This is a genomic window from Streptomyces sp. NPDC051582 (genome assembly GCF_040681715.1).
Classification (GTDB): domain Bacteria; phylum Actinomycetota; class Actinomycetes; order Streptomycetales; family Streptomycetaceae; genus Streptomyces.
On the sequence record NZ_JBFAZJ010000001.1, the window covers coordinates 424,221 to 445,466 of the forward strand.

The 21,246-nt window shown below is 71.9% G+C and carries 21 protein-coding genes; 7 read left to right on the forward strand and 14 right to left on the reverse strand.

Annotated features, from left to right (window positions below; translation table 11 throughout):
• Positions 1 to 9 precede the first annotated feature (9 nt).
• A complete protein-coding gene (locus AB0M92_RS01945) occupies positions 10 to 210 on the forward strand; it encodes a PspC domain-containing protein (RefSeq protein WP_099889807.1) in 201 nt (66 codons plus the stop codon).
• Between the two features lie 52 nt (positions 211 to 262).
• Here AB0M92_RS01945 and AB0M92_RS01950 read toward each other — a convergent pair whose 3' ends face one another.
• The 3 genes from AB0M92_RS01950 to AB0M92_RS01960 all read right to left on the reverse strand — a co-directional run bounded on the left by AB0M92_RS01950 (position 263) and on the right by AB0M92_RS01960 (position 2,762).
• Entirely contained in the window at positions 263 to 1,039 is a 777-nt protein-coding gene (locus tag AB0M92_RS01950) for a hypothetical protein (RefSeq protein WP_366100138.1), read from the reverse strand.
• Positions 1,040 to 1,191: 152 nt separating this feature from the next.
• Positions 1,192 to 1,473 (reverse strand): hypothetical protein, encoded by a 282-nt coding sequence (locus tag AB0M92_RS01955; RefSeq protein ID WP_366100139.1) that lies wholly within the window; start codon positions 1,471 to 1,473, stop codon positions 1,192 to 1,194.
• A gap of 140 nt (positions 1,474 to 1,613) precedes the next feature.
• Positions 1,614 to 2,762, reverse strand: a complete 1,149-nt coding sequence (locus tag AB0M92_RS01960; protein ID WP_366100140.1) for an adenosine deaminase — start codon at positions 2,760 to 2,762, stop codon at positions 1,614 to 1,616.
• 113 nt (positions 2,763 to 2,875) lie between these two features.
• Here AB0M92_RS01960 and AB0M92_RS01965 point away from each other — a divergent pair, with 113 nt between their 5' ends.
• Together AB0M92_RS01965 and AB0M92_RS01970 are read left to right on the forward strand one after the other, a co-directional pair.
• Positions 2,876 to 3,607 carry an alpha/beta hydrolase gene (locus AB0M92_RS01965; RefSeq protein ID WP_366100141.1) on the forward strand — a complete coding sequence of 244 codons (732 nt, stop codon included), beginning with the start codon at positions 2,876 to 2,878 and terminating at the stop codon, positions 3,605 to 3,607.
• A gap of 83 nt (positions 3,608 to 3,690) precedes the next feature.
• Positions 3,691 to 4,059 carry a cupin domain-containing protein gene (locus AB0M92_RS01970; protein ID WP_366100142.1) on the forward strand — a complete coding sequence of 123 codons (369 nt, stop codon included), beginning with the start codon at positions 3,691 to 3,693 and terminating at the stop codon, positions 4,057 to 4,059.
• 22 nt (positions 4,060 to 4,081) lie between these two features.
• On the opposite strand, the gene AB0M92_RS01975 is transcribed toward AB0M92_RS01970, so the two are convergent.
• Both AB0M92_RS01975 and AB0M92_RS01980 read right to left on the reverse strand, forming a co-directional pair.
• Positions 4,082 to 5,539, reverse strand: coding sequence for a CehA/McbA family metallohydrolase (locus tag AB0M92_RS01975; protein ID WP_366100143.1), 1,458 nt, complete (start codon positions 5,537 to 5,539; stop codon positions 4,082 to 4,084).
• A gap of 4 nt (positions 5,540 to 5,543) precedes the next feature.
• A complete protein-coding gene (locus AB0M92_RS01980) occupies positions 5,544 to 6,680 on the reverse strand; it encodes an ATP-grasp domain-containing protein (protein WP_366100144.1) in 1,137 nt (378 codons plus the stop codon).
• Between the two features lie 270 nt (positions 6,681 to 6,950).
• Here AB0M92_RS01980 and AB0M92_RS01985 point away from each other — a divergent pair, with 270 nt between their 5' ends.
• The gene (locus AB0M92_RS01985) at positions 6,951 to 7,997 is read left to right on the forward strand and encodes a helix-turn-helix transcriptional regulator (RefSeq protein ID WP_366100145.1); all 1,047 of its coding nucleotides are present in this window, start codon (positions 6,951 to 6,953) and stop codon (positions 7,995 to 7,997) included.
• On the opposite strand, the gene AB0M92_RS01990 is transcribed toward AB0M92_RS01985, so the two are convergent.
• A complete protein-coding gene (locus AB0M92_RS01990) occupies positions 7,943 to 8,983 on the reverse strand; it encodes a LysR family transcriptional regulator (protein WP_366100345.1) in 1,041 nt (346 codons plus the stop codon). The genes AB0M92_RS01985 and AB0M92_RS01990 overlap by 55 nt on opposite strands.
• Positions 8,984 to 9,046: 63 nt before the next feature.
• Here AB0M92_RS01990 and AB0M92_RS01995 point away from each other — a divergent pair, with 63 nt between their 5' ends.
• The 3 genes from AB0M92_RS01995 (at position 9,047) to AB0M92_RS02005 (ending at position 12,275) form a co-directional block, all read left to right on the forward strand.
• Positions 9,047 to 10,330, forward strand: a complete 1,284-nt coding sequence (locus AB0M92_RS01995) for an MFS transporter (protein WP_366100146.1) — start codon at positions 9,047 to 9,049, stop codon at positions 10,328 to 10,330.
• A gap of 151 nt (positions 10,331 to 10,481) precedes the next feature.
• Complete coding sequence (locus AB0M92_RS02000) at positions 10,482 to 11,177, forward strand: L,D-transpeptidase family protein (protein WP_366100346.1); 696 nt, start codon at positions 10,482 to 10,484, stop codon at positions 11,175 to 11,177.
• 84 nt (positions 11,178 to 11,261) lie between these two features.
• Positions 11,262 to 12,275, forward strand: coding sequence for a sigma-70 family RNA polymerase sigma factor (locus AB0M92_RS02005; protein ID WP_366100147.1), 1,014 nt, complete (start codon positions 11,262 to 11,264; stop codon positions 12,273 to 12,275).
• On the opposite strand, the gene AB0M92_RS02010 is transcribed toward AB0M92_RS02005, so the two are convergent.
• From AB0M92_RS02010 to AB0M92_RS02045, 8 genes are all read right to left on the reverse strand, one after another.
• Positions 12,162 to 12,530 carry an STAS domain-containing protein gene (locus AB0M92_RS02010; RefSeq protein WP_366100148.1) on the reverse strand — a complete coding sequence of 123 codons (369 nt, stop codon included), beginning with the start codon at positions 12,528 to 12,530 and terminating at the stop codon, positions 12,162 to 12,164. The two genes, AB0M92_RS02005 and AB0M92_RS02010, sit on opposite strands and share 114 nt — an antisense overlap.
• Positions 12,531 to 12,629: 99 nt before the next feature.
• Positions 12,630 to 13,907: a thymidine phosphorylase gene (locus AB0M92_RS02015; RefSeq protein WP_366100150.1), complete on the reverse strand. Its 1,278-nt coding sequence runs from the start codon at positions 13,905 to 13,907 to the stop codon at positions 12,630 to 12,632.
• A gap of 81 nt (positions 13,908 to 13,988) precedes the next feature.
• On the reverse strand, positions 13,989 to 14,378 hold the full coding sequence (locus AB0M92_RS02020; RefSeq protein WP_366100347.1) for a cytidine deaminase: 390 nt from the start codon (positions 14,376 to 14,378) through the stop codon (positions 13,989 to 13,991).
• 5 nt (positions 14,379 to 14,383) lie between these two features.
• Positions 14,384 to 15,649, reverse strand: coding sequence for an ABC transporter permease (locus AB0M92_RS02025; protein WP_366100151.1), 1,266 nt, complete (start codon positions 15,647 to 15,649; stop codon positions 14,384 to 14,386).
• Positions 15,646 to 16,761 (reverse strand): ABC transporter permease, encoded by a 1,116-nt coding sequence (locus AB0M92_RS02030; RefSeq protein ID WP_366100152.1) that lies wholly within the window; start codon positions 16,759 to 16,761, stop codon positions 15,646 to 15,648. The genes AB0M92_RS02025 and AB0M92_RS02030 overlap by 4 nt, the downstream gene beginning before the upstream one ends.
• A complete protein-coding gene (locus tag AB0M92_RS02035; protein ID WP_366100153.1) occupies positions 16,758 to 18,392 on the reverse strand; it encodes an ABC transporter ATP-binding protein in 1,635 nt (544 codons plus the stop codon). The genes AB0M92_RS02030 and AB0M92_RS02035 overlap by 4 nt, the downstream gene beginning before the upstream one ends.
• 210 nt (positions 18,393 to 18,602) lie before the next feature.
• The gene (locus AB0M92_RS02040; RefSeq protein WP_366100154.1) at positions 18,603 to 19,670 is read right to left on the reverse strand and encodes a BMP family ABC transporter substrate-binding protein; all 1,068 of its coding nucleotides are present in this window, start codon (positions 19,668 to 19,670) and stop codon (positions 18,603 to 18,605) included.
• A gap of 229 nt (positions 19,671 to 19,899) precedes the next feature.
• Positions 19,900 to 21,144 carry an amidohydrolase gene (locus tag AB0M92_RS02045; protein WP_366100348.1) on the reverse strand — a complete coding sequence of 415 codons (1,245 nt, stop codon included), beginning with the start codon at positions 21,142 to 21,144 and terminating at the stop codon, positions 19,900 to 19,902.
• Positions 21,145 to 21,246: the final 102 nt, after the last annotated feature.

Sequence of the window (21,246 nt, forward strand, 5' to 3'; positions counted from 1 at the left end):
GGAGAACCCATGAGCGCCATTGTCCGCCCCCGTGACGGTCGCTGGATCGGCGGCGTCTGCGCCGGACTGGCGCGTCGCTTCGGAATATCCGCGAACACGATGCGCCTGATTTTCGTCGTCTCGTGCCTGCTGCCCGGTCCGCAGTTCCTGATCTACCTGGCGCTGTGGCTGCTCCTGCCGAACGAGAAGTCCGCCTCCAACGCCTGGTAAAGCGGTCGAGGCGGAAATCCCGGGTGGTCAGCCGAGCCTTCCGGCCGGGGCGTCAGCTCGCGCCGCGGACCTTCTCCAGCTGCTTGTCCGCCACCTCTTGCGGGACCAGCGCCTTCTGCTGGCCTCCGGCGACGTTGAGGGCCATCAGGCGTACGACGGTGGCGCCCTGGCGGACGACGACCACGTGGACCTGGGCCGAGACGCCCTGGGCTGCCGCGGTGGTGGTCCAGCTGACGGTCTCGTCGCCGGCCGTCTTGTACTCGGTGGCCCGTACCTCGCGGTAGCTGCCGCTCTGCTTGTCGACGGTGGCGGTGAAGCCCGTGCCGCAGGCGCCCACCGCGCTCTTGAGGCGGGCGACGAGCGCCTTGGCGTCGCCCTCGGCGTACGAGCTGACGGAGGCGGAGACGGCGAGTCCGACCTGCTTCTGGGAGCCGATGCCGCGGTTGAGGGTCTCGCGGGCGGCCGGGTCCGGCTTGTCGCCCATGATGTCGGCCAGGGGCTGGCAGGCCTTGCGGTCGGCCTGCGGCTGCCCGTCGGGGGCGTTCGGGTTCTTGCCCTGCGCCGAGACCTGGTAGCCGGGCAGATCGCCCTGTTCCAGCGCGGAGCGCTCCAGCTTGCTCGCCCCGGCCTTCGGCGCGGCCGCGCCGCTCGGGGCGGAGCCCTGGGACGGGGCGGCCGAGCCCGCGGGGGCGGAGCCCTTGGGGTCGGGCGTCTTGCCCGCCGCGGGGGCGGCGTCCTTGTTGCTGCTGCACCCCACGGCCCCCAGGAGGAGGGCGGGGAGCAGGGCGGCGGTGGCCGCTCCGACCGTGACTCGTGCCTTCAAGCGCATGACCGATGACCTCATACCCATTGCGTCGGCGGGCAGTTGGTGGTGATCGTGGCACACGCCACGACGTGGCACACACCCGATCGAACCGGTGTGCGCCACGTGCGTGCGCGTGCGAAATCCGCGGACGGGTCCGCGGACCGATCGGGCAGGGATCAGCTTCCGCCGAGCGCGCCGCCGATGGGCAGGCCGCCAAGGGTCGGGCCGACCGCGTTGGTGAGGTCGTTGAGCGGGGCTGCCGGGTCGCTCTGCTGCTGGCCACCCTCGGGGCTCACCTGCTGCTGGCTCGTGAGGCCCTGGGCGGCGCCGGTGACGGTGCCCAGCGCGTCGGAGAGGCCGATCGCGGGTACTGCGGCCGAGGCGGAACCCGCGGCGGCGGCGACGAAGGCGGCGCCGAGGGCGGCGGCACCGAGGGTCTTGGCAGCTGACTTCTTCATGAAGATTTAGTCCTTGCGACGGGGAATTGAGCGGCTCCGCAAACTAGTCACTTCAAACCCCGGCCCGCAAACATACGTAAATACGAGAAAGCGCCCGGGAATTGCTCCTCCCGGGCGCTTTCCGTCTGTCACACCATGGCCTAGGCCAGGACAGAACCGCTGGTCGAAGCGGTCTGCTGGAACAGCCATTCCGACTTCAGCTCGGCGTAACCGGGCTTGATGACCTCATTGATCATGGCCAGTCGTTCATCGAAAGGAATGAACGCGGACTTCATCGCATTGACGGTGAACCACTGCATGTCGTCGAGCGTGTAGCCGAAGGTGTCCACCAGGTGCTCGAACTCGCGGCTCATGCTGGTGCCGCTCATCAGGCGGTTGTCGGTGTTGACCGTGAGCCTGAAGTGCAGCTTGCGCAGCAGCCCGATCGGGTGCTCGGCGTACGAGGCGGCCGCCGCGGTCTGCAGGTTCGAGGTGGGGCACATCTCCAGGGGGATGCGCTTGTCCCGGACGTAGGAGGCCAGCCGGCCCAGCTTCACGGAGCCGTCGGCCGCGACCTCGATGTCGTCGATGATCTTCACGCCGTGACCGAGGCGGTCCGCGCCGCACCACTGCAGGGCCTGCCAGATCGACGGCAGGCCGAAGGCCTCGCCCGCGTGGATCGTGAAGTGGTTGTTCTCGCGCTTGAGGTACTCGAACGCGTCCAGGTGGCGGGTGGGAGGGAACCCGGCCTCGGCGCCGGCGATGTCGAAGCCGACCACGCCGTTGTCGCGGTAGCGGTTGGCCAGCTCCGCGATCTCCAGCGCACGGGCGGCGTGGCGCATCGCGGTGAGCAGCGCGCCGACGCGGATCCGGTGGCCGGCCGCCTTCGCGCGGCGCTCTCCCTCGCGGAAGCCCTCGTTCACGGCCTCGACGACCTCTTCGAGGGTCAGGCCGGCTTCCAGGTGCTGCTCGGGGGCGTAGCGGATCTCGGCGTACACGACGCCGTCCTCGGCCAGGTCCTCGGCGCACTCGGCGGCGACGCGGAACAGGGCCGCCTTCGTCTGCATGACGGCGCACGTGTGCGCGAACGTCTCCAGGTAGCGCGGCAGGGAGCCGGAGTCGGCGGCTTCGCGGAACCAGATGCCGAGCTTGTCGGCGTCGGTCTCGGGAAGGTTCTCGTAGCCGGCCTCCCGGGCCAGCTCGATGATGGTCCCGGGGCGCAGGCCACCGTCGAGGTGGTCGTGGAGCAGCACCTTCGGGGAGCGGCGGATCTGATCCGGGGTCGGCAGGTTGGGGGTCTCGCTCGTCATCCGGGCACTCTACTCCTACGCGCGTAGAGCAGTGCGTTGACGACAGGGGTCGATATGTAACAGAGACCGTACGGACGGGTCGCGTACACCTGTCAGTCTGAGACTGTTCCGCCATGGCACAGCATGCGCCGCCGGCGCGCGGGGCCCGCCTGGGGCGGGCGGCCGGCGCGAACGGCTCGGTCTCAGAAGGCAACACGGTCAACGGGGTCGTCCTCTTACTCCCCGGCAAGTCCAGATTGTCCCCAGGTCCGGTGCGTCCGCTGGCGCGGGCGCTGGCCCGGGCGGGCGGGGCGGACGGGCTGGTCGCGCACACCGTGCTGCACGGCAAGGGGACCTGCCGGGAGGACGACGCCCGGTGGGCGGCCGACGAGGTGGTGCGCAGGTACGGGGACGTGCCGGTGTGCCTCGCCGGGTACGACGCGGGCGGCCGGGCGGCGCTGCGGGCGGCGGGCCACGAAGCCGTCAACTCGGTGCTGGCGCTCGCCCCTTCTTTGGGTGAGGCGCTCTCCCCGGAATCCCCGGAACCGGTGAAACAGCTGTCGGGGCGGCAGGTGCTGATCGTGCACGGGACGAACGACGCGCACAGCGACCCGGAGGCATCGTTTCGGCTGGCGGCCCAGGCGAAGAAGGCGAACCGTTCCACCTGCCGGTTCGAGGTGCACTCGGACGGGCACCGGCTGCGCGAGCACCAGGCGGAAGTCGTCGCGCTGTCCGTGGATTTCGTCCTGGGGGCGATGTTCTCGGGACGGTTCTCGCGGCCGGTGACGGACGCGCTGGCGGCGCCGCCTCCACTGGGGCTGCGGATGCCGCTCGCGACGGGGTTCGGACGTTCGCTGCGGGGATGAGGCGCCGGACCGGCCGGGCGTGAAGTGCCGGGCGTAAAGTGAGGAGTGGACTCGGGGCGCTTCTCCGCGGGAGGCGATGCGGCATGGCCGCGATCGTGCGCAAGAACTTCGACCAGGCGGACGAGACCCGTCCGTTCGCGGACGGCAAGGGCAGGCTCGACGTCATCCAGACGGACCGCGGGGGCGTCGGCCGCGCGGTCTTCGAGCCCGGCTGGCGCTGGTCCGAGCACATCAAGCCGCTGGCGGGCACGGACAGCTGCGAGGCCGCGCACACGGGTTACGTGGTGAGCGGCCGGATGAAGGTGGTCATGGACGACGGGGCCAGCGAGGAGTTCGGCCCCGGCGATCTGATGCAGATCGAACCCGGGCACGACGCCTGGGTCGTCGGCGACGAGCAGTGCGTGGCGGTCGACTGGACCGGCTTCGGCCAGTACGCGAAGCCGGCCTCCTGACCTGCGCGGGACTGCGCCGGTCTCATCCCGCCGGCAGCCACACCGGATTCGTGAACGCGGCCAGGGCGCCCGGCAGCGGCGGGAGCGCGGCGGGGTGGCGGACCTCGGCCCGGACGTAGGCCGAGCGGGCCGGGGTGGTGCGCCATTCCAGGGCGGCGTCCGCCGAGGTCACGGCCGTGCCCTGGTCGGTGATCAGCCTCAGCTCGCAGCCGGGGGCGCCCGTGACCGCGAGCCGCACGGCCACGTCCGCGTCCGGGGCAACCCGCAGCCGCTCCCCGATGCCTGCGTGTTCCCCGCGCGGGCCCACCGCCTCGAAGGCCACCGACACCTGCGCGGACTCGGCTCCGTAGGACCGCCCGGCCCGCATGCCCGCGAGGATCGCCTCCCGCGTCAGGTCCTCGGCCAGGACCACGGTCTGCGGGCCGCCGATGCGGTCCGGGTCGCGGTGGTGGTCGCTGTTCGCCACGGCCGGCAGCCACCGCTCGCCGTCGGCGCCGCGCAGGGTGGCGTCCCAGGAGGCCAGGGAGACCTCGTCGTCCGGGGTCCAGGGCCCGTTCCACACCTCCACGGCGTCGGCCTCGCCGAAGCCGAACTTCCAGGCGCAGCCGATGCAGGTGGCGTGCGGGTGGGCCGGTACGACCAGGCCGCCCGCGCCCCGGATCGTACGGGCGAACCGGCCGAAGCGATTCTCGCGGGCCCGGTAGCGCCAGTCGACGAAGGTGCCCGGATCGGTGCCGACGGCCAGGACGTGGCCGGTGCGGGTGGTGATCTCCTCGCCGGTCATGATCAGCAGGTCCGGGGAGAGCGCGCCGGCCCAGGCGGCGTGCGCGCTGTGGGTGTTGTGGTCCGAGGAGTTGATGAAGTCCAGGCCGGCCGCGCGGGCCAGTGCGGCTATCTCGGCGGGGGTGCGCCGCCCGTCGGAGTGGACCGAGTGGATGTGGCAGTCGCCGCGGTACCAGGCGCGGCCGCGGCCCCGGGCGCGCTGGGGCGGGTAGACCGGGCGGGGCGTGCGGCCCGGCTCGCCGAAGGTGAAGCGTGCGGTGATCTCGTACGGGAGTCCCTGCGGGGCGACGGTGTACGGGCCGAGCAGGACGTGCCAGCGGCCGGGGCCGATCGGGCCGGGCAGGTAGCCGGGGGTCGCGTCGTCGGCGCGCAGGAAGAACTCGGTGCGGGCGCCGCCGGACCAGCCGCGGAAGCCGCGGCCGCCGAGGGCGGTGCCGTGCTGGTCGAAGATGCCCATGTCGAGGGCGTTGCCGGGGGTGCCGGGCGGTACGGGCGGCCTGCCGTACGTGTACGCCACGCGTAACTCGCTCACGCCGCGCGGTACGTCGAGGGGTATCTCGACGAAGTCGGGGGCGCCCGGGGGGATCGTGCCGGTCAGCACGCGGGTGTCCGGCGAGGGCGCGGACAGGTGCGGGGCGGCGACCGCCGCGGCGCCGGACACACCGGTCGCCAGAACTTCACGTCGGGTGAGGGCCATGCCCTCACGGTGGGGGCGGTACGTGAATCCCGCGTGAATCGGGGGTGAGGGGTCCCGGTCGGCCGCCGAGCAGGGCCGCGGCCCGGTCCAGCGAGCGGGCCAGGGAGTCCGCCGTCGGGGCGGTGGCCAGGACGTGGGCGTGGTGCAGCGACCCGGTCGGGGGCCCGTGCACCGTCGCCCACGGCGGCACCTGGAGCCCCACCCGGAACACCCCGGGCACGGCGCGGGCGGCGGCAAGCCCCGGGCGGGCCCGCGCGACGCGGGTGCCGGGCGGGAAGTCCACGTACCGCAGCCCGGCGTGCGCGGCGCGCGGGTGGCGGACCGGCTCGGGCAGCCCCAGTCCGGCGGCGACGGCGAGGGCGAGCACGTCGGTGCCGTGGGCGAGGCGGAGCAGTGCGACGAGCTCCTCGGCGCCGGGGTGGGCGTGCGCCTCGATGAGGCGGGGCCCGTACGGGGTGAGGACGAGCTCGGTGTGGGAGGGCCCGTCGCGGTGGCCCGCGAGGTCGAGGACCCCGCGTACGAGGGCCCGTACGGCCGCGGCGGCCGCGGCGGGGAGCGCGACGGGCAGTTCGTGTCCGGTGGCGGTGGTGGCGGCGGCCCCCGGCCCCGGGATCCGGCGGGTCCAGCCGAGCACGCGGTGGCGGCCCTCGCGCGACAGGGCCTCGACGGCGAGCTCGGGGCCCTCCAGGTACTCCTCGACGAGGAGGTCGGTGACGTGGGGGTAGTCGCGGACGGCGGCCTCCGCCTCGGCCGGGCCGGCCAGCAGCCGCACGCCCTCGCCGAGGACACCCGCGCGGGGTTTGACCACGCAGGGGAAGCCGATGAGGGCGGCGAGGAAGGGGAGCAGCGCGGCGCGCCCGCAGCGGACGAAGGAGACGGGCCGGACGGCGTGTAACGCGTTGGAGCGGGCGCGCAGGGCGGCCTTGTCCATGAGGGCGGCGACGGCCGCGGCGGAGGTGCCGGGCAGGCCCAGGGCCTCGTTGGCGCGGGCGGCGGCGAGCGCCGCGGCGGGGTCGAAGCCGAAGACGCGGGCCGGGCCGCGGCGGACGGCGTCCAGCCGGCCGACGGCGGTCACCAGGCGGCCGTGGTCGCGCCAGTCCGCCGGTACCCGCCGCTCCGCCCCCTCACGGTCGGAAGGCACCGGCGGACCCGGCGCGACCACCACGGTGCGCGCGCCTGCCCGTCGGGCGGCGGCCACCACGGCGGGGCACGGGCTCAGCAGGACCGCCGTGGGCCCCCGCCCGGTCCTCCGTACCCGCTCCCGCTCCCCCGTCACCGCGTTTCCCCCTTCACCCGGTGTGACCACTGTGCCGGTCGGGCATATGCCCATGCGCCGAATCGGGCGTCGTCTTGCCGCCTTGCGGGAACACGAGGGGTTTATAAACATCCGCAAGCCGGGACGAATACGCATATGCCAGCTGTGCCAGTCGACGAAGCCGACCCGACGTCCGGAGGCGACCTGAGCCGCGCCGCCCGGCGGCTGTACGCGTACGCCGTGGAGCGGCACTCGTTCGCCGAGGCCGAGGCGACCGGGGACCTCGGGGCGCGGGCGGCCGTGGCGATCACCGAACTGGCTGCCGCGCACCTGCTCCAACGGGCCCCCGGCGGCGGCCCGGACCGCTGGAGCGCGGTCGCGCCGCGGGCGGCGGCGGCCCGGGCGCTGGCCCCGCTGGCCCTGCTCGTACGGGAGACCCACGACGAGATGGACCGGCTGCGCGGGCGGCTGGAGTCGCTGGTACCGGCCTACGAGGCGGGGACGGCGCACCTGGAGCGCAACGGTTCGGGGCGGGCGGAGCTGGAACTGGTCACCGACCTGGGGGCGGTGCGCGGGCTGATCGCGGAGCTGGTCGCCGGGTGCGGGCAGGAGCTGCTGACTTCGCAGCCGGGCGGGGGCCGGCCGGTGGAGACGCTGGAGGAGGCGATCGGGCGGGACGAGTCGCTGCTGGCGCGCGGGGTGCGGATGCGCACGCTCTACCAGCACACGGCGCGCTACTCGCGGCCGACGGCGGCGTACGTGGAGCGGGTGACGGCGCTGGGCGCGCAGGTGCGGACGCTGGGCGACGGGCTGATGCGGATGCTGGTCTTCGACGGGCACACGGGGGTGATGTCGGTGCCGGACCGGGCCGGGGCCGCGCTGGTGGTGCGGGAGCCGGCGGTGGTGCACTTCATGGCGTCGGCGTTCGAGCGGGCGTGGGTGGCGGCCGAGCCGTTCCCGACGACGGTGGGCCCGGACGCGGCGCGCTCGCTCTCGGACGAGCTGCGGCAGATGATCGTGCGGCTGCTGGCGGAGGGCCTGGAGGACAAGGTGATCGCCCGCCGGCTCGGCATGTCGGAGCGCACCTGCCAGCGCCACATCGCGGAGATCATGCGGGCGGTGGGCGCCAAGTCCCGCTTCCAGGCGGGCTACTTGCTCTCCCCGGCAGCCCCGCCGGCTCCCGCGGGCGGCGCCGGATCCTGACCGGGGTGCCCGGGGTGCCCGCCGTGCAGTTCGGGGATGAGGCGGCCGCGGCGGGAGAGGAGGAAGCGTTTGAACTCGGCCACCGGGCGGGTGTCGGGGTGGCCGTCGAGCCAGGCCACGCCGATCTCGCGGACCGCGCGCGGGGCCGTCACCGTCAGCTCGACCACGCCGGGGCGGGGCACGGCCGGGGGCGGCAGCAGGGCCACTCCGAGGCCCGCCGCGACCAGGCCGCGCAGGGTCTCGGCCTCCTCGCCCTCGAAGGCGACCCGCGGGGTGAACCCGGCCTCCGCGCACAGGTCGTCGGTGATGCGGCGCAGGCCGTAGCCGGCCTCCAGGGTGACGAAGGTTTCCTCGGCGGCCTCGGCGAGGCGGATGCGCTTGCGCGTGGCCAGGCGGTGGTCGTCGGGGACGACCAGGCGCAGCCGCTGCTCGTCGAGGCGGCGGGCGACCAGGTCGGGGGCGTCCGGAAGGGGTGAGGTCAGGCAGAGGTCGAGCTCGCCGGCCCGCAGCTTCTCCAGCATGGCCTCGCCGTAGTTCTGCACCAGCGAGAAGCGCACGTGCGGGTGGTCGGCGCGAAAGGCGCGGATCAGCCCGGGTACGGTCTCGGGGCCCAGGGTGTGCAGGAAGCCGAACGCCACCTTGCCGAGGGCCGGATCGGCGTCCAGCTGCACCGACTCGGCGGCGCGGGCGATCTCGGCGAGGGCCCGCTCGGCCGAGGCGAGGAAGGTCCGGCCGGCCGTGGTGAGGGCGACGGTACGGCCCTTGCGGGCGAACAGCGTGACGCCGAGGTCCTGTTCGAGCCGGACCATGGCCCGGGACAGGGTGGACTGCGGGACGCCCAGTTCGTGCGCGGCGCGGGTGACGTGCTCGTGGCGGGCGACGGCGGCGAAGTACGCCAGTCGCGGGGCCAGCAAACCTGTCACCGCCATGTCTTCTTCGTAACGGTTCATTGACAGGCACCCTTCCGAGCTGCACTCATGCACCAGTGGATCGATTATCGCGATTCTGTGCATTGGACGCATCAAACGGGCCGGGTCTACGGTCTTCGTATGCCTCCCGTTCATACCGGGGCACCTGTCACCACGGGTGCCTCCACCCCGTCGTCTCCCGCCGCACCGGAAGCCCACGCCCCCGGCCGCCCCGGCTACCGCCGCGTGAGCCTCGCGCTCTTCGCCGCCGGACTCGCGACGTTCGCCCTCCTCTACTCCACCCAGGCGCTGCTGCCCGCGATCTCCGACGGGTTCGGGGTGACGGCGGGTCAGGCCAGCTGGACCGTGTCCGCGGCCACCGGCGCCCTCGCCCTGTTCGTCCTGCCGCTCAGCGCGCTCTCCGAGCGCTTCGGGCGGACCCGGATGATGACCGTCTCCATGCTGGTCGCCGTCGGCGTCGGCCTCCTCGTGCCCTTCGCGCCGAACCTGGAGTGGCTCGTGGTGCTGCGCGCCGTCCAGGGCGCGGCGATCGCCGGCATCCCGGCCTCCGCGATGGCGTACCTGGCGGAGGAGGTCAAGCCGAAGGCGCTGGTGGGTGCGATCGGCCTGTTCGTGGCGGGCAACTCCATCGGCGGCATGAGCGGCCGTCTCGTCACCGGCTGGGCGGCCCAGGCCTGGGGCTGGCGCGGCGGGCTGCTGGCCGTCGGCGTCATGGCGCTGGCCTGCGCGGCGGCCTTCCTCGTACTCCTGCCCCGGGCCCGGTTCTTCCGCCCGGCCTCGCTGAACCCGCGCGCGGTGGGCCGTTCGGTCGCCGGGCACCTGCGGGATCCGCTGCTGCTGCGCCTGTACGGGATCGGCGCGCTGTTCATGACCGTCTTCGGAGCCGTGTACACCGTCATCGGCTACCGGCTGGTGGACGAGCCGTTCTCCCTCGGGCAGGGCGTCATCGGGTCGATCTTCCTGATCTACCTGGTCGGTACGGTCTCCTCGGCGGCCGCCGGCCGGCTGGTGGCCCGGGCGGGGCGGCGCGGGGCGCTGTACCTGGCGGTGACCACGACCGCGCTGGGCCTGCTGCTGTCGCTGGCGGACTCGCTGGCCGCGATCCTGGTCGGGCTGGTCCTGATCACCGCCGGCTTCTTCGCGGGCCACGCGGTGGCGTCGGCCGCGGTGAGCCGGACGGCGACCTCGGGCCGCGCGCAGGCCTCGGCGCTGTACCAGTCGGCGTACTACCTCGGCTCCAGCGCGGGCGGCACGCTCGGCGCGCTCGCCTACCACTCGGCGGGCTGGGCGGCGACGGTGGGCATCGCGCTGCTGGCCGTGCTCGGCGTCGTGTCGATCACCCTGTACGGATCGCACGCGGCGCGTGCGGAGCGCCGCCACGGAGCGCTGGCCGCCGCACGCTGATACGGCTGCGGCCGGATCGGTGCGTACGGCATCGGTACGAGCGGAATTACGGAGCCCGGAGGCGCAAGCCGCCCCGGGCTCCGGCGCGTTGCCCCTCCCCGCCGGGAAGGCATGAGGGCGTGGGAGGGAGTACGACGTGAAATCCACGCGGATGCGTACGGGACGGCGGGCGGCGGCGGTGGTCTGCGGGGCGGTGGCGCTCGCGGTCCCGCTGGTGGCCGGCGGGGGCGGAACGGCACGGGCCGCGGGCTCGTGCAACGTGACCACGGGCCCGTACCAGCGGCAGGTGGAGCAGTTCCTGGGGCGGCCGGTCGACGGGGTGCAGTCCGCGGCCGACTGCCAGGCGGTCAAGGCGTTCCAGGCGAAGCACGGGATCACCCCGACCGCCGGGTACGCCGGGGCGCTCACCTGGCAGACGATGAGCACGATGCTGGCGCAGCGGGCGGCGGGCACGAATCCGAACAAGGACGGGAAGTGCCCGGTGGACCTGGGCCGGATCGCCTGCGTCGACCTGACCCGCCAGCTCAGCTGGGTCCAGGACGGGGCCACCCTGAAATACGGCCCGGTGCCGGTGCGCACCGGGAAGGACGGCACCGAGACCCGGACCGGCCACAAGCGCATCTACTACCGCAGCATCGACCACTGGTCGACGATCTACGACGTGTCGATGCCGTACGCGCAGTTCTTCGACGGCGGGATCGCCTTCCACTCGGTGGAGAAGAGCATGTGGAACCCGCCGGGGTCGGGCGGCTGCGTGAACATGCGGCTCGCGGACGCGAAGGCGTACTGGAACCTGCTGGCGAAGGGGGACGACGTGTACGTCTACGGGCGCAAGCCGGGTACGTAGGGGCCGGCGCAGCGGCCGTCCGGCTGCCGTTGTCAGACCCCTCCGGTAGCTTCGGAACATCGGACCTACTGGGGGAAGACAGCCATGAGTGACGTCGCCACGAGTATCGAATCCGACCTGGACGCGGCGATGGACCGCTACCGGGTCGAGCTCACCGGCTACTGCTACCGCATGCTCGGCTCCTCCTTCGACGCCGAGGACGCGGTGCAGGACACGTACGTCCGGGCCTGGCGCAGCTTCGAGAAGTTCGAGGGCCGGTCCTCGCTGCGCTCGTGGCTGTACCGGATCGCCACGAACGTCTGCCTGGACCTGCTGAGCGCGGGGAAGAAGCGGGCCCGTCCGATGGACCTCAGCGCCCCGCAGCACCAGGCCTCGGCCGTGCTCAACGAGCGGCCGGAGGTGACGTGGCTGGAGCCGGTGCCGGACGGGCGGGTGCTGCCGCAGACCGCCGATCCGGCCGAGATGGCGCTGGCCAGGGAGTCCGTACGGCTGGCGTTCGTGGCGGCGCTCCAGCACCTGCCGGCGAAGCAGCGGGCGGTGCTGATCCTGCGCGAGGTGCTGGCGTGGAAGGCGGACGAGGTCGCGACGCTGCTGGACACGACGGTGGCTTCGGTGAACAGCGCCCTCCAGCGGGCCCGGGCGACGATGTCGGCGACCCGGATGCGCGAGAGCGAGAGCGCGGACCCGCTGGACGCGGAGCAGGTGAAGCTGCTGGAGCAGTACCTCTCCGCCTTCGAGGCGTACGACATCTCGCGGCTGACCACGCTGCTGCACGAGGACGCGGTGCTGGCGATGCCGCCGTTCGACCTGTGGCTCCGGGGCCAGGAGGACATCGCCGCCTGGCATCTGAACCAGGGCATCGGCTGCAAGGGCTCCCGTCTGGTCCCGACCACGGCGAACGGCCTGCCGGCCTTCGGCCAGTACCGGCCGCGGGAGGACGGGGCCCCGGGCTGGACTCCGTGGGCGCTCCAGGTCCTGGAGATCTCACAGGGGCGGATCACCGGGCTGAACGCCTTCCTGGACACCGCCCGCTGGTTCCCCCTCTTCGGCCTCCCCGAGCAGCTGGAGGAGTCCGGCGAGGTGCAGCAGGGCGCGTAGCGCGGGCGAGGCCCCGATCACGCGCAGCGGCCGCCCGCGCGCGGCGAGCCGCAGCCGGGCCAGCGCCTCGACGACGGCGAGGTCCGGCACGGTGACGGCGCCGGCATCACACTCCACGGCGTCGGCCCCGGCCTCGTACAGCTGCGTCAGCCGGGCGCAGAGCAGGGCCGCGTCCCGCCGGGTCGGGCCGGGGCCGGGCAGTACCAGTCGGGTGATCTCCACGCAGGGGTGACTGCCCGGGCCACCGGAACTCATCGGCAGGCCGTGGCCTCCTGCGGGCGGTCCGGTCCCGGCATGCGGAACGGGACCGGCGGCCGTCCGCCGGTCCCGTTCACCCGAAGGGGAAGCCGCAGGTCAGGCGATGCGGTCCAGGACGATCGGCGTGGCGGAGAACGCGGTGCCGGCCGGGGCGATGTCGTACGTGCCCTCCAGGGAGGCCAGGGCGTACTCGAACTTCTCCGGGGTGTCCGTGTGCAGGGTCATCAGCGGCTGGCCGGCGGTGACCGTGTCGCCCGGCTTGGCGTGGAGCTCGATGCCCGCGCCCGCCTGCACCGGGTCCTCCTTGCGCGCGCGGCCGGCGCCCAGGCGCCAGGCGCCGACGCCGACGCCGTACGCGTCCAGGCGGGTCAGGACGCCCGAGGACGGGGCGGTGACCACGTGCTGCTCGCGGGCGACGGGCAGGGCCGCGTCCGGGTCGCCGCCCTGGGCGGAGATCATCCGGCGCCAGACGTCCATCGCGGAGCCGTCCGCGAGGGCCTTGGCCGGGTCGGCGTCCTTGATACCCGCCGCGTCCAGCATCTCCTTGGCCAGCGCGATGGTCAGCTCGACCACGTCGGAGGGTCCGCCGCCGGCGAGGACCTCGACCGACTCGCGGATCTCCAGGGCGTTGCCGGCCGTCAGGCCGAGCGGGGTGGACATGTCGGTGAGCAGGGCGATCGTCTTGACGCCGCTGTCCGTGCCGAGGGCGACCATCGTCGAGGCGAGCTCGCGCGCGTCCTCGATGTTCTTCATGAACGCGCCGGTGCCGACCTTCACGTCGAGGACGAGCGAGCCCGTGCCCTCGGCGATCTTCTTCGACATGATCGAGGAGGCGATCAGCGGGATGGCCTCGACGGTGCCGGTCACGTCGCGCAGCGCGTAGAGCTTCTTGTCGGCGGGGGCCAGGCCGTCGCCCGCCGCGCAGATGACCGCGCCCGTGGTGTCCAGGACGTGCAGCATCTCCTCGTTGGAGAGCAGCGCACGCCAGCCGGGGATGGACTCCAGCTTGTCCAGGGTGCCGCCGGTGTGGCCGAGACCGCGGCCCGAGAGCTGCGGTACGGCCGCGCCGCAGGCGGCGACGAGCGGGGCCAGGGGCAGGGTGATCTTGTCGCCGACGCCGCCGGTGGAGTGCTTGTCGGCGGTCGGGCGGGACAGGGAGTCGAAGTTCATCCGCTCGCCCGAGGCGATCATCGCGGCGGTCCAGCGCTTGATCTCGGCGCGGTTCATGCCGTTGAGCAGGATGGCCATCGCCAGCGCCGACATCTGCTCGTCGGCGACGACACCGCGCGTGTACGCGTCGATGACCCAGTCGATCTGCTCGGGGCTCAGCTCACCGCGGTCCCGCTTCGTACGGATGACGGAGATGACGTCCATGTGGTGCTTCCTTCTACGCGCATAGAGAGGGGGAGTGAGAACGGCCCCCCGCCCGGCAGGGGCGAAGGGCCGTCGGCACGGCTATCTGAGGTGGTCCGGCCCGAAGGCCTGCGGCAGCATCTCGGCCAGCGGAAGGACCCCCTTCGGGGTCTCCACCAGCAGTTCCGGTCCGCCGAACTCGAAGAGCAGCTGGCGGCAGCGGCCGCACGGGACGAGGACGTCGCCCTTGCCGTCGACGCAGGTGAAGTGCGTCAGGCGGCCGCCGCCGGTGGCCTGGAGGGAGGAGACCAGCCCGCACTCGGCGCACAGGCTGAGCCCGTAGCTGGCGTTCTCCACGTTGCAGCCGACGACGATCCGGCCGTCGTCGACGAGGGCTGCCACCCCGACCGGGAAGTGCGAGTAGGGGGCGTACGCCCGGGACATGGCGTCCCGGGCGGCCTCCCGCAGGGCCTCCCAGTCGGGGTGGATCACCGTCGTCACTTGCCCTGGCCCTTGCGGTACGGCAATCCGTCCGCCTTCGGCATCCGCAGCCGCTGCGCGGAGAGCGCGAGCACCAGGAGCGTGGTGACGTACGGGGCGGCGTCGACGAACTGGCTCGGGACGGCGTCGGTCAGCGCGTACCAGAGGAACAGGCCGGCGGCGCAGGCCGCCGCGATCGCGCCCTGGACGTACTTCTTCTTGTACAGCTGCCAGACGAGGACGACCACGAGCAGGATCGCGAGGAGCAGCAGCATCGCGTGGACGTTCTCGGAGCCGCCGCGCAGCCGGAGGCTGTAGGTGAAGCCGAAGAGGCCCGAGCCGAGGGCCATGCCGCCCGGCATCCAGTTGCCGAAGATCATCGCGGCGAGACCGATGTAGCCGCGGCCGCCGGTCTGGCCCTCCTGGTAGATGCCGGTGGAGACGATCGCGAGGAACGCGCCGCCGAGGCCGGCCATCGCACCGGAGACGATCACGGCGATGTACTTGTACTTGTAGACGTTGACGCCGAGGGACTCGGCGGCGACGGGGTTCTCACCGCAGGAGCGCAGGCGCAGACCGAAGGAGGTCCGCCACAGCACCCACCAGGTGGCGGGCACCAGCAGCACCGCCACGACCGTGAGCAGCGACAGGTTGGTGACCAGGCCGCCGAGCACGCCGGCGATGTCCGAGATCAGGAACCAGTGCTTGCCCTGGAGCGTCGCCAGCCAGTCCGATAGCCCTGGGATCGTGATCTCGGTGATCGGGTCGATGCGCGGGGACTGCTTCGAGGAGCCGCCCGGGGCCTTGTCGAAGGTGAAGTTCGACAGGTACTGCGTGAAGCCGACGGCCAGGATGTTGACCGCCACACCGGAGACGATGTGGTTCACGTTGAAGGTGACCGTGATGACCGCGTGCAGCAGGCCGCCCAGGGCGCCGCCGACGATGCCCATGAGGACACCGGTCCACGGACCCCACTGGTAGCCGGCCCAGGCACCGAACCAGGTGCCCAGGATCATCATGCCTTCGAGGCCGATGTTGACCACGCCCGCGCGCTCGGCCCACAGGCCGCCGAGGCCCGCGAGGCCGATCGGCACGGCGAGCTGGAGGGCGCCGGAGACCTGGCCGACGGAGGTCAGGTCGTTGGCGCCGGAGATGACCCGGACCAGGGAGATCAGGGCGAGACCGCCCGCGATCATCAGCAGGATCCAGGGGAGGGTGAGCTTGCGGCGGCCGCCGCCCTTCTTGGGCGCGGCGCTCGTCGCGGAAACGGTGCTGGTGCTCACGCCGCGACCTCCTTGTTGTCGGTCTTGAGGGCGTGGCCGGCGGCCAGCTCTTCGCCGACCTTCTGCTGCTGGCGGCGGATGCCGTAGCGGCGGACGAGCTCGTAGCTGACGACGACGGCGATGACGATCAGGCCCTGCATGATCGTGCCGATTTCCTTGGCGTAGCCGTTCTGGTCGAGGCCGGCCGAGGACTTGTCGATGAAGGCGAGCAGGAAGGCCGAGAAGAGGATGCCGACCGGGTTGTTGCGGCCGAGCAGCGCGACGGTGATGCCGGTGAAGCCGATGCCCAGCGGGAAGGACAGGTTGTACGTGTGGGATTCGCCGAGCAGCAGCGGCATGCCCGTGAGACCGGCGACCGCGCCCGAGATGAGCATCGCGGTCATGATCATCTTCTTGGGCTCGACGCCGGAGGCCTGCGCGGCGGACTCGCTGGCACCGGAGGCGCGCAGGTCGAAGCCGAAGCGGGTGCGGTTGAGCACGAACCAGTAGACGATGCCGAGCGCGAAGGCCACGAAGGTGAACCCGTAGATGTCGCCGCCGGGCAGGGACAGCGCCGGGAACCAGCCGGACTCCGGGATGTCACCCGTGGTCAGGTCGTTCGAGCCGGCCGGCTGGACGCCGAGGTTCTTCGGCAGCAGCAGCCACGCGATCAGTGAGGTCGCGATGGCGTTGAGCATGATCGTGGAGACGACCTCGCTCACGCCGCGGCGCGCCTTCAGGATGCCCGCGATGCCGGCCCAGAAGGCACCGGTCGCCATGGCGACGAGCACGATCAGCAGGATGTGCAGCGGCCCGGGCAGCGCGACCTTCGCACCGACCACGGCCGAGATCATCGCCGCGAGGCGGTACTGGCCGTCGACGCCGATGTTGAAGAGGTTCATCCGGAAGCCGATGGCCACGGCCAGGGCTGCCAGGAAGTAGATGCCGGCCTGGTTGACGATCAGGACCTGGACGTCCTCGTAACTGGCCTGGTCGATCATGATGCGCAGCGGGTCGATCGGGTCCACGCCCGAGGCGGCCAGCACGATCATGGTCAGCACGAAAGCGCTGATCAGTGCGAGCGCGGGTCCGGCCGCCGCGAGGAGCAGCCGGTCCTTGTCGAATTTCTTCATCGGGCCTCGTCCTCCGTCGTGTCACCGTCGGCAGCGGCGGAAGGGTTGTCGTTGGCTTCCAGGTGTCCGCGAGCGGCGCCCGTCATGGCGGTGCCGAGCTCCTCGGGCGTGATGGTCGCCGGGTCGGCGTCCGCGACCAGGCGGCCGCGGTAGATGACGCGAAGGGTGTCGGACAGGCCGATCAGCTCGTCCAGGTCCGCGGAGATCAGGAGCACGGCCAGGCCCTCGCGGCGGGCCTCGCGGATGGCGTCCCAGATCTGCGCCTGCGCGCCGACGTCCACACCGCGCGTGGGGTGGGCGGCGATGAGGAACTTCGGGTTGTGGCTCATCTCGCGGCCGACGATCAGCTTCTGCTGGTTGCCGCCGGAGAGGGAAGCCGCGGTGACCTCGATGCCCGGGGTGCGCACGTCGTACTCGCGCACGATCCGCTCGGTGTCCTTGCGGGCGGCCTTCGGGTCGAGGATGCCGCGCTTGGAGTTTGGCGCCTCGGTGACGTGGCCGAGGATGCGGTTCTCCCAGAGCGGGGAATCCAGCAGCAGGGCGTGGCGGTGACGGTCCTCGGGGATGTACCCGATGCCGCCCTCGCGGCGCTTGCGCGTCGCCGTGGTGGAGATGTCCTTGCCGTCCAGGGTGATGACGCCGCCGTCCGGGAGCGTCATGCCCATGAGGGCCTCGATCAGCTCCGTCTGGCCGTTGCCCTCGACACCTGCGATGCCGAGGACCTCGCCCTTGTGGATGGTGAGGTCGATGCCGGCCAGCACCTCGCGGACGACGCCGTCCGGGTCGGTGGCGGCCAGGCGCAGACCCTGCACCTTGAGCATCGCGACGTCCGTGACCGTCGACTCGCGGGTCTCGGGCGTGGGCAGCTCGCTGCCGACCATCAGCTCGGCGAGCTGCTTGGTGGTGGCGGTCTTCGGGTCGGCGGTGCCGACCGTGGTGCCGCGGCGGATGACGGTGATGTCATCGGCGACCTTCAGCACCTCGCCCAGCTTGTGCGAGATGAAGATGACGGTCAGGCCCTCGGCCTTGAGCTCGCGCAGGTTGTCGAAGAGCGCGTCCACTTCCTGCGGTACGAGCACCGCGGTGGGCTCGTCGAGGATGAGGGTGCGGGCGCCGCGGTAGAGGACCTTGAGGATCTCCACGCGCTGGCGGTCGGCGACACCGAGGTCCTCGACGAGGGCGTCCGGGCGCACGCCCAGGCCGTACGCGTCCGAGATCTCCACGATCTTCTTGCGGGCCTTGGCGCCGATGCCGTAGAGCTTCTCGCCGCCGAGGACGACGTTCTCCAGGACGGTGAGGTTGTCGGCCAGCATGAAGTGCTGGTGCACCATGCCGATGCCTCGGGCGATGGCGTCGCCGGGGCTGGAGAAGGAGACCTGCTCCCCGTCGACGGCGATGGTGCCCTCGTCCGGCTTCTGCATGCCGTAGAGGATCTTCATCAGGGTCGACTTGCCGGCACCGTTCTCACCGATGAGGGCGTGGACCGTGCCCTTGCGGACGCTGATCGCGATGTCCTTGTTGGCGACGACGCCGGGGAAACGCTTGGTAATGCCGTTCAGTTCTACGGCGAGAGGGGGGCTGGACGCGTTGATGACGCACTCTCCTTGGCGCGGAAGGAGCTGGAAAGCCAAGTTGGCAGGGGGCAGGACGGGTATCGGCCGGGCGGGTGGGCGGGAGGAGGACGGTATCGCGTCCACGATGCCTCTACGCGCGTAGCACTGTCGAAAGTGAAAACTTGCGGCCAAGTGGCCACGAAGATCACAGAACACGGCTCGGGGTCCGGGAGCGATAGAGACCGCTACCCGGACCCCGGAGACCACTACTGCATGTCAGAGACGGCCTTACGGGGCGGTCTTGACGGTGATCTTCTTCGCGATGATGTCGGCCTTGGCCTTCTCGACCGCGGCGGTGACGTCCGCCATCTGCTTGTACGCGGGGTTGGAGTCGGCCAGGCCGACGCCGTCCTTGTCCAGGCCGTAACGGACCTCACCGGTCTGCGGCTTGCCGTCCTCGACCGACTTGATCAGGTTGTAGACCGCGTCCGGGACGTCCTTGGTGACCGAGGTCAGGATCTTGTCCTTGTACTTCGACAGGCCGGCCTGGTTGTACTGGTCGGAGTCGACGCCGATGGCCCACTTGCCCGCGTTGGCGGTGGCCTCGATCGCACCCGAACCGGCGAGGCCGGCCGCGGAGTAGACCACGTCGGCGCCGCCGTCGAGCTGGCCCTTGGCGGCGGCCTTGCCGAGGTCGGGCTTGGCGAAGCCCGAGAAGTCCGGCGGCTGCGTCAGGTAGGTCGACAGCACCTTGGCGTTCGGGTTGGTGTCCTTGACGCCCTGGGTGAAGCCCGCCTCGAACTTCTTGATCAGCGGAACCTCGACACCGCCGATGAAGCCGACCGTGCCGGTCTTCGAGGCCTTGGCGGCGGCGACGCCGGCCAGGTAGGAGCCCTGCTCCTCGTTGAAGACCAGGTTCGCGATGTTCGGACCGGTCACCGAGGTGTCGTCGATGATGCCGAAGGTGGTCTTCGGGAACTTCTCGGCGACCTTCTTGATGGCCGGGGCGTAGGCGAAGCCGACGCCGATGACCGGGTTGTTGCCCTTGCGCGCGAGCTCGGTGAGGCGCTGGACCTTGTCCGCCTCGCTCTCGCCCTCGGTGGGCTCCGCCTCGGCCGTCTTGACCTTCAGGTCCGTCTTGGCCTTCTCCAGGCCCGCGAAGGCGGCGTCGTTGAACGACTGGTCGCCGCGGCCGCCGATGTCATAGGCGATGGCTGCGGACTTCGCCGACGAACCCGCGGACTCCGAGGAGGACGCGGAGGTGTCGGAAGACTTCTTTCCGCCACAGGCGGTGGCCGAGAGGGCCAGCGCCGCGGACGCGATGCCCACGGTGGCGATCCTGGTGATCCGGCGCAAGGGGAGGCTCCTTCAAAACCTGACCGAAGCGCCACGACCGGCGCTGGTTTCGCGGCGATCGTAACGCGCGTAGATGTCAGTTAAAGGGCCGTTCATGAGTCGTTATCGGATCGTCGCGAATCGGACAGTGACCGATCGGTAACTCGCCGGGTGTCCAGCCCTTGTGTACCAAGGGCTGGACACCTGTGCCGGTAGGCGCTCAGATGTTGTACAAATTTTTGCCCGCGAGCTACCCGGCCGGCCTGCTCCGGCGCCCGTCGAGCAGGGCCGCGGCCGTGAAGAACTCCACGCCGACCCCGATCGCCGACTCGTCCACGTCGAAGTCGCCCCGGTGCAGGTCCCTCTTGGCGCTCGCGCCCGGGGTGTGCACGCCGAGCCGGGCCATGGCGCCGGGCACGTGCTCCAGGTACCAGGAGAAGTCCTCGCCGCCCAGGCTCTGCTCGGTGTCCTCGATCGACTCCTTGCCGAGCCGGGCCGCCATCGCCTCGCGCAGCAGCTCGGTCACCACCGGGTCGTTGACGACCGGCGGCACCCCGCGCACGTACGTGATCTCCGACTTGGCCCGGTGCATCCCGGCGATCTCGTCGATCGCCGCGTGGATCTGGTCGGGTGCCTCGTGCCAGGCGTTGATGTCCAGGCAGCGGATCGTCCCGGACAGCTCGGCGTGCATCGGGATGACGTTGCAGGCGTGCCCGGCCTCGATCCGGCCCCAGGTGATCGACATGCCCGAGCGGGCGTCCATCCGGCGCGACAGCACGGCCGGCAGGTCGACGGCGACCCGGGCGGCGGCCGTCACCAGATCGGTGGTCAGGTGCGGGCGGGCGGTGTGCCCGCCGGGACCGGCCAGGGCGATCTCCAGCCGGTCGCAGGCGGAGGTGATGGGCCCGGTGCGCAGTCCGATCTTCCCGGCGTCGACCCGCGGGTCGCAGTGCACGGCGATGATCCGGCCCACCCCGTCCAGGACCCCGGAGGCGATGGCGTCGGTGGCCCCGCCGGGGAGCACCTCCTCGGCGGGCTGGAACAGCAGCCGCACCGGGCGGGGCAGCAGGCCCTGCCGGTCGAGGTCGGCGAGCACCAGACCGGCGCCGAGGACGACGGCGGTGTGCACGTCGTGGCCGCACGCGTGGGCGCGGTCGGGGAAGGTCGAGCGGTACGCCACGTGCGTCTTGGCGTCCGGAATGGGCAGCGCGTCGATGTCCGCGCGAAGGGCCAGCATCGGCCGGCCCCCGTCCCAGGTGCCCACGTCACAGACCAGGCCGGTTCCGGACTTCAGTACGCGGGGCCGCAGCCCCGCTTTCTCCAGCCGGGCCTTGATCGCCGCCGTGGTGCGGAACTCCTGGTGTCCTAGCTCGGGGTGCATGTGCAAGTCCCGGCGGAACTCGATCAGTTCGGCACGCAGGTGGTCCGGAATCTTGCCGGGCAGCTCGGGCCGGTCAGGCGTGCCGGGCAGGGCGGTCTGGGACTCGCGGGACATCAACTGGTTCACCCGTTGAAGGGTAGGCGCACGAATGGCCCAACTGGCTGTGGATCACCAAAAGTTCATGCCGTTAGGGGAAAAAAATCAGACCTCTGGACG

What these genes read in the sequence shown, in the direction of transcription:
- AB0M92_RS01955 (WP_366100139.1), bottom strand. Translation starts at nt 1,473, where the DNA reads ATGAAGAAGTCAGCTGCCAAGACCCTCGGTGCCGCCGCCCTCGGCGCC.
- AB0M92_RS01975 (WP_366100143.1), bottom strand. Translation starts at nt 5,539, where the DNA reads ATGGCCCTCACCCGACGTGAAGTTCTGGCGACCGGTGTGTCCGGCGCC.
- AB0M92_RS01950 (WP_366100138.1), bottom strand. Translation starts at nt 1,039, where the DNA reads ATGCGCTTGAAGGCACGAGTCACGGTCGGAGCGGCCACCGCCGCCCTG.
- AB0M92_RS01985 (WP_366100145.1), top strand. Translation starts at nt 6,951, where the DNA reads ATGCCAGCTGTGCCAGTCGACGAAGCCGACCCGACGTCCGGAGGCGAC.
- AB0M92_RS02010 (WP_366100148.1), bottom strand. Translation starts at nt 12,530, where the DNA reads ATGAGTTCCGGTGGCCCGGGCAGTCACCCCTGCGTGGAGATCACCCGA.
- AB0M92_RS02045 (WP_366100348.1), bottom strand. Translation starts at nt 21,144, where the DNA reads ATGTCCCGCGAGTCCCAGACCGCCCTGCCCGGCACGCCTGACCGGCCC.
- AB0M92_RS02005 (WP_366100147.1), top strand. Translation starts at nt 11,262, where the DNA reads ATGAGTGACGTCGCCACGAGTATCGAATCCGACCTGGACGCGGCGATG.
- AB0M92_RS01970 (WP_366100142.1), top strand. Translation starts at nt 3,691, where the DNA reads ATGGCCGCGATCGTGCGCAAGAACTTCGACCAGGCGGACGAGACCCGT.
- AB0M92_RS02015 (WP_366100150.1), bottom strand. Translation starts at nt 13,907, where the DNA reads ATGGACGTCATCTCCGTCATCCGTACGAAGCGGGACCGCGGTGAGCTG.
- AB0M92_RS02000 (WP_366100346.1), top strand. Translation starts at nt 10,482, where the DNA reads ATGCGTACGGGACGGCGGGCGGCGGCGGTGGTCTGCGGGGCGGTGGCG.
- AB0M92_RS01965 (WP_366100141.1), top strand. Translation starts at nt 2,876, where the DNA reads ATGGCACAGCATGCGCCGCCGGCGCGCGGGGCCCGCCTGGGGCGGGCG.
- AB0M92_RS01960 (WP_366100140.1), bottom strand. Translation starts at nt 2,762, where the DNA reads ATGACGAGCGAGACCCCCAACCTGCCGACCCCGGATCAGATCCGCCGC.
- AB0M92_RS01945 (WP_099889807.1), top strand. Translation starts at nt 10, where the DNA reads ATGAGCGCCATTGTCCGCCCCCGTGACGGTCGCTGGATCGGCGGCGTC.
- AB0M92_RS02030 (WP_366100152.1), bottom strand. Translation starts at nt 16,761, where the DNA reads ATGAAGAAATTCGACAAGGACCGGCTGCTCCTCGCGGCGGCCGGACCC.
- AB0M92_RS01995 (WP_366100146.1), top strand. Translation starts at nt 9,047, where the DNA reads ATGCCTCCCGTTCATACCGGGGCACCTGTCACCACGGGTGCCTCCACC.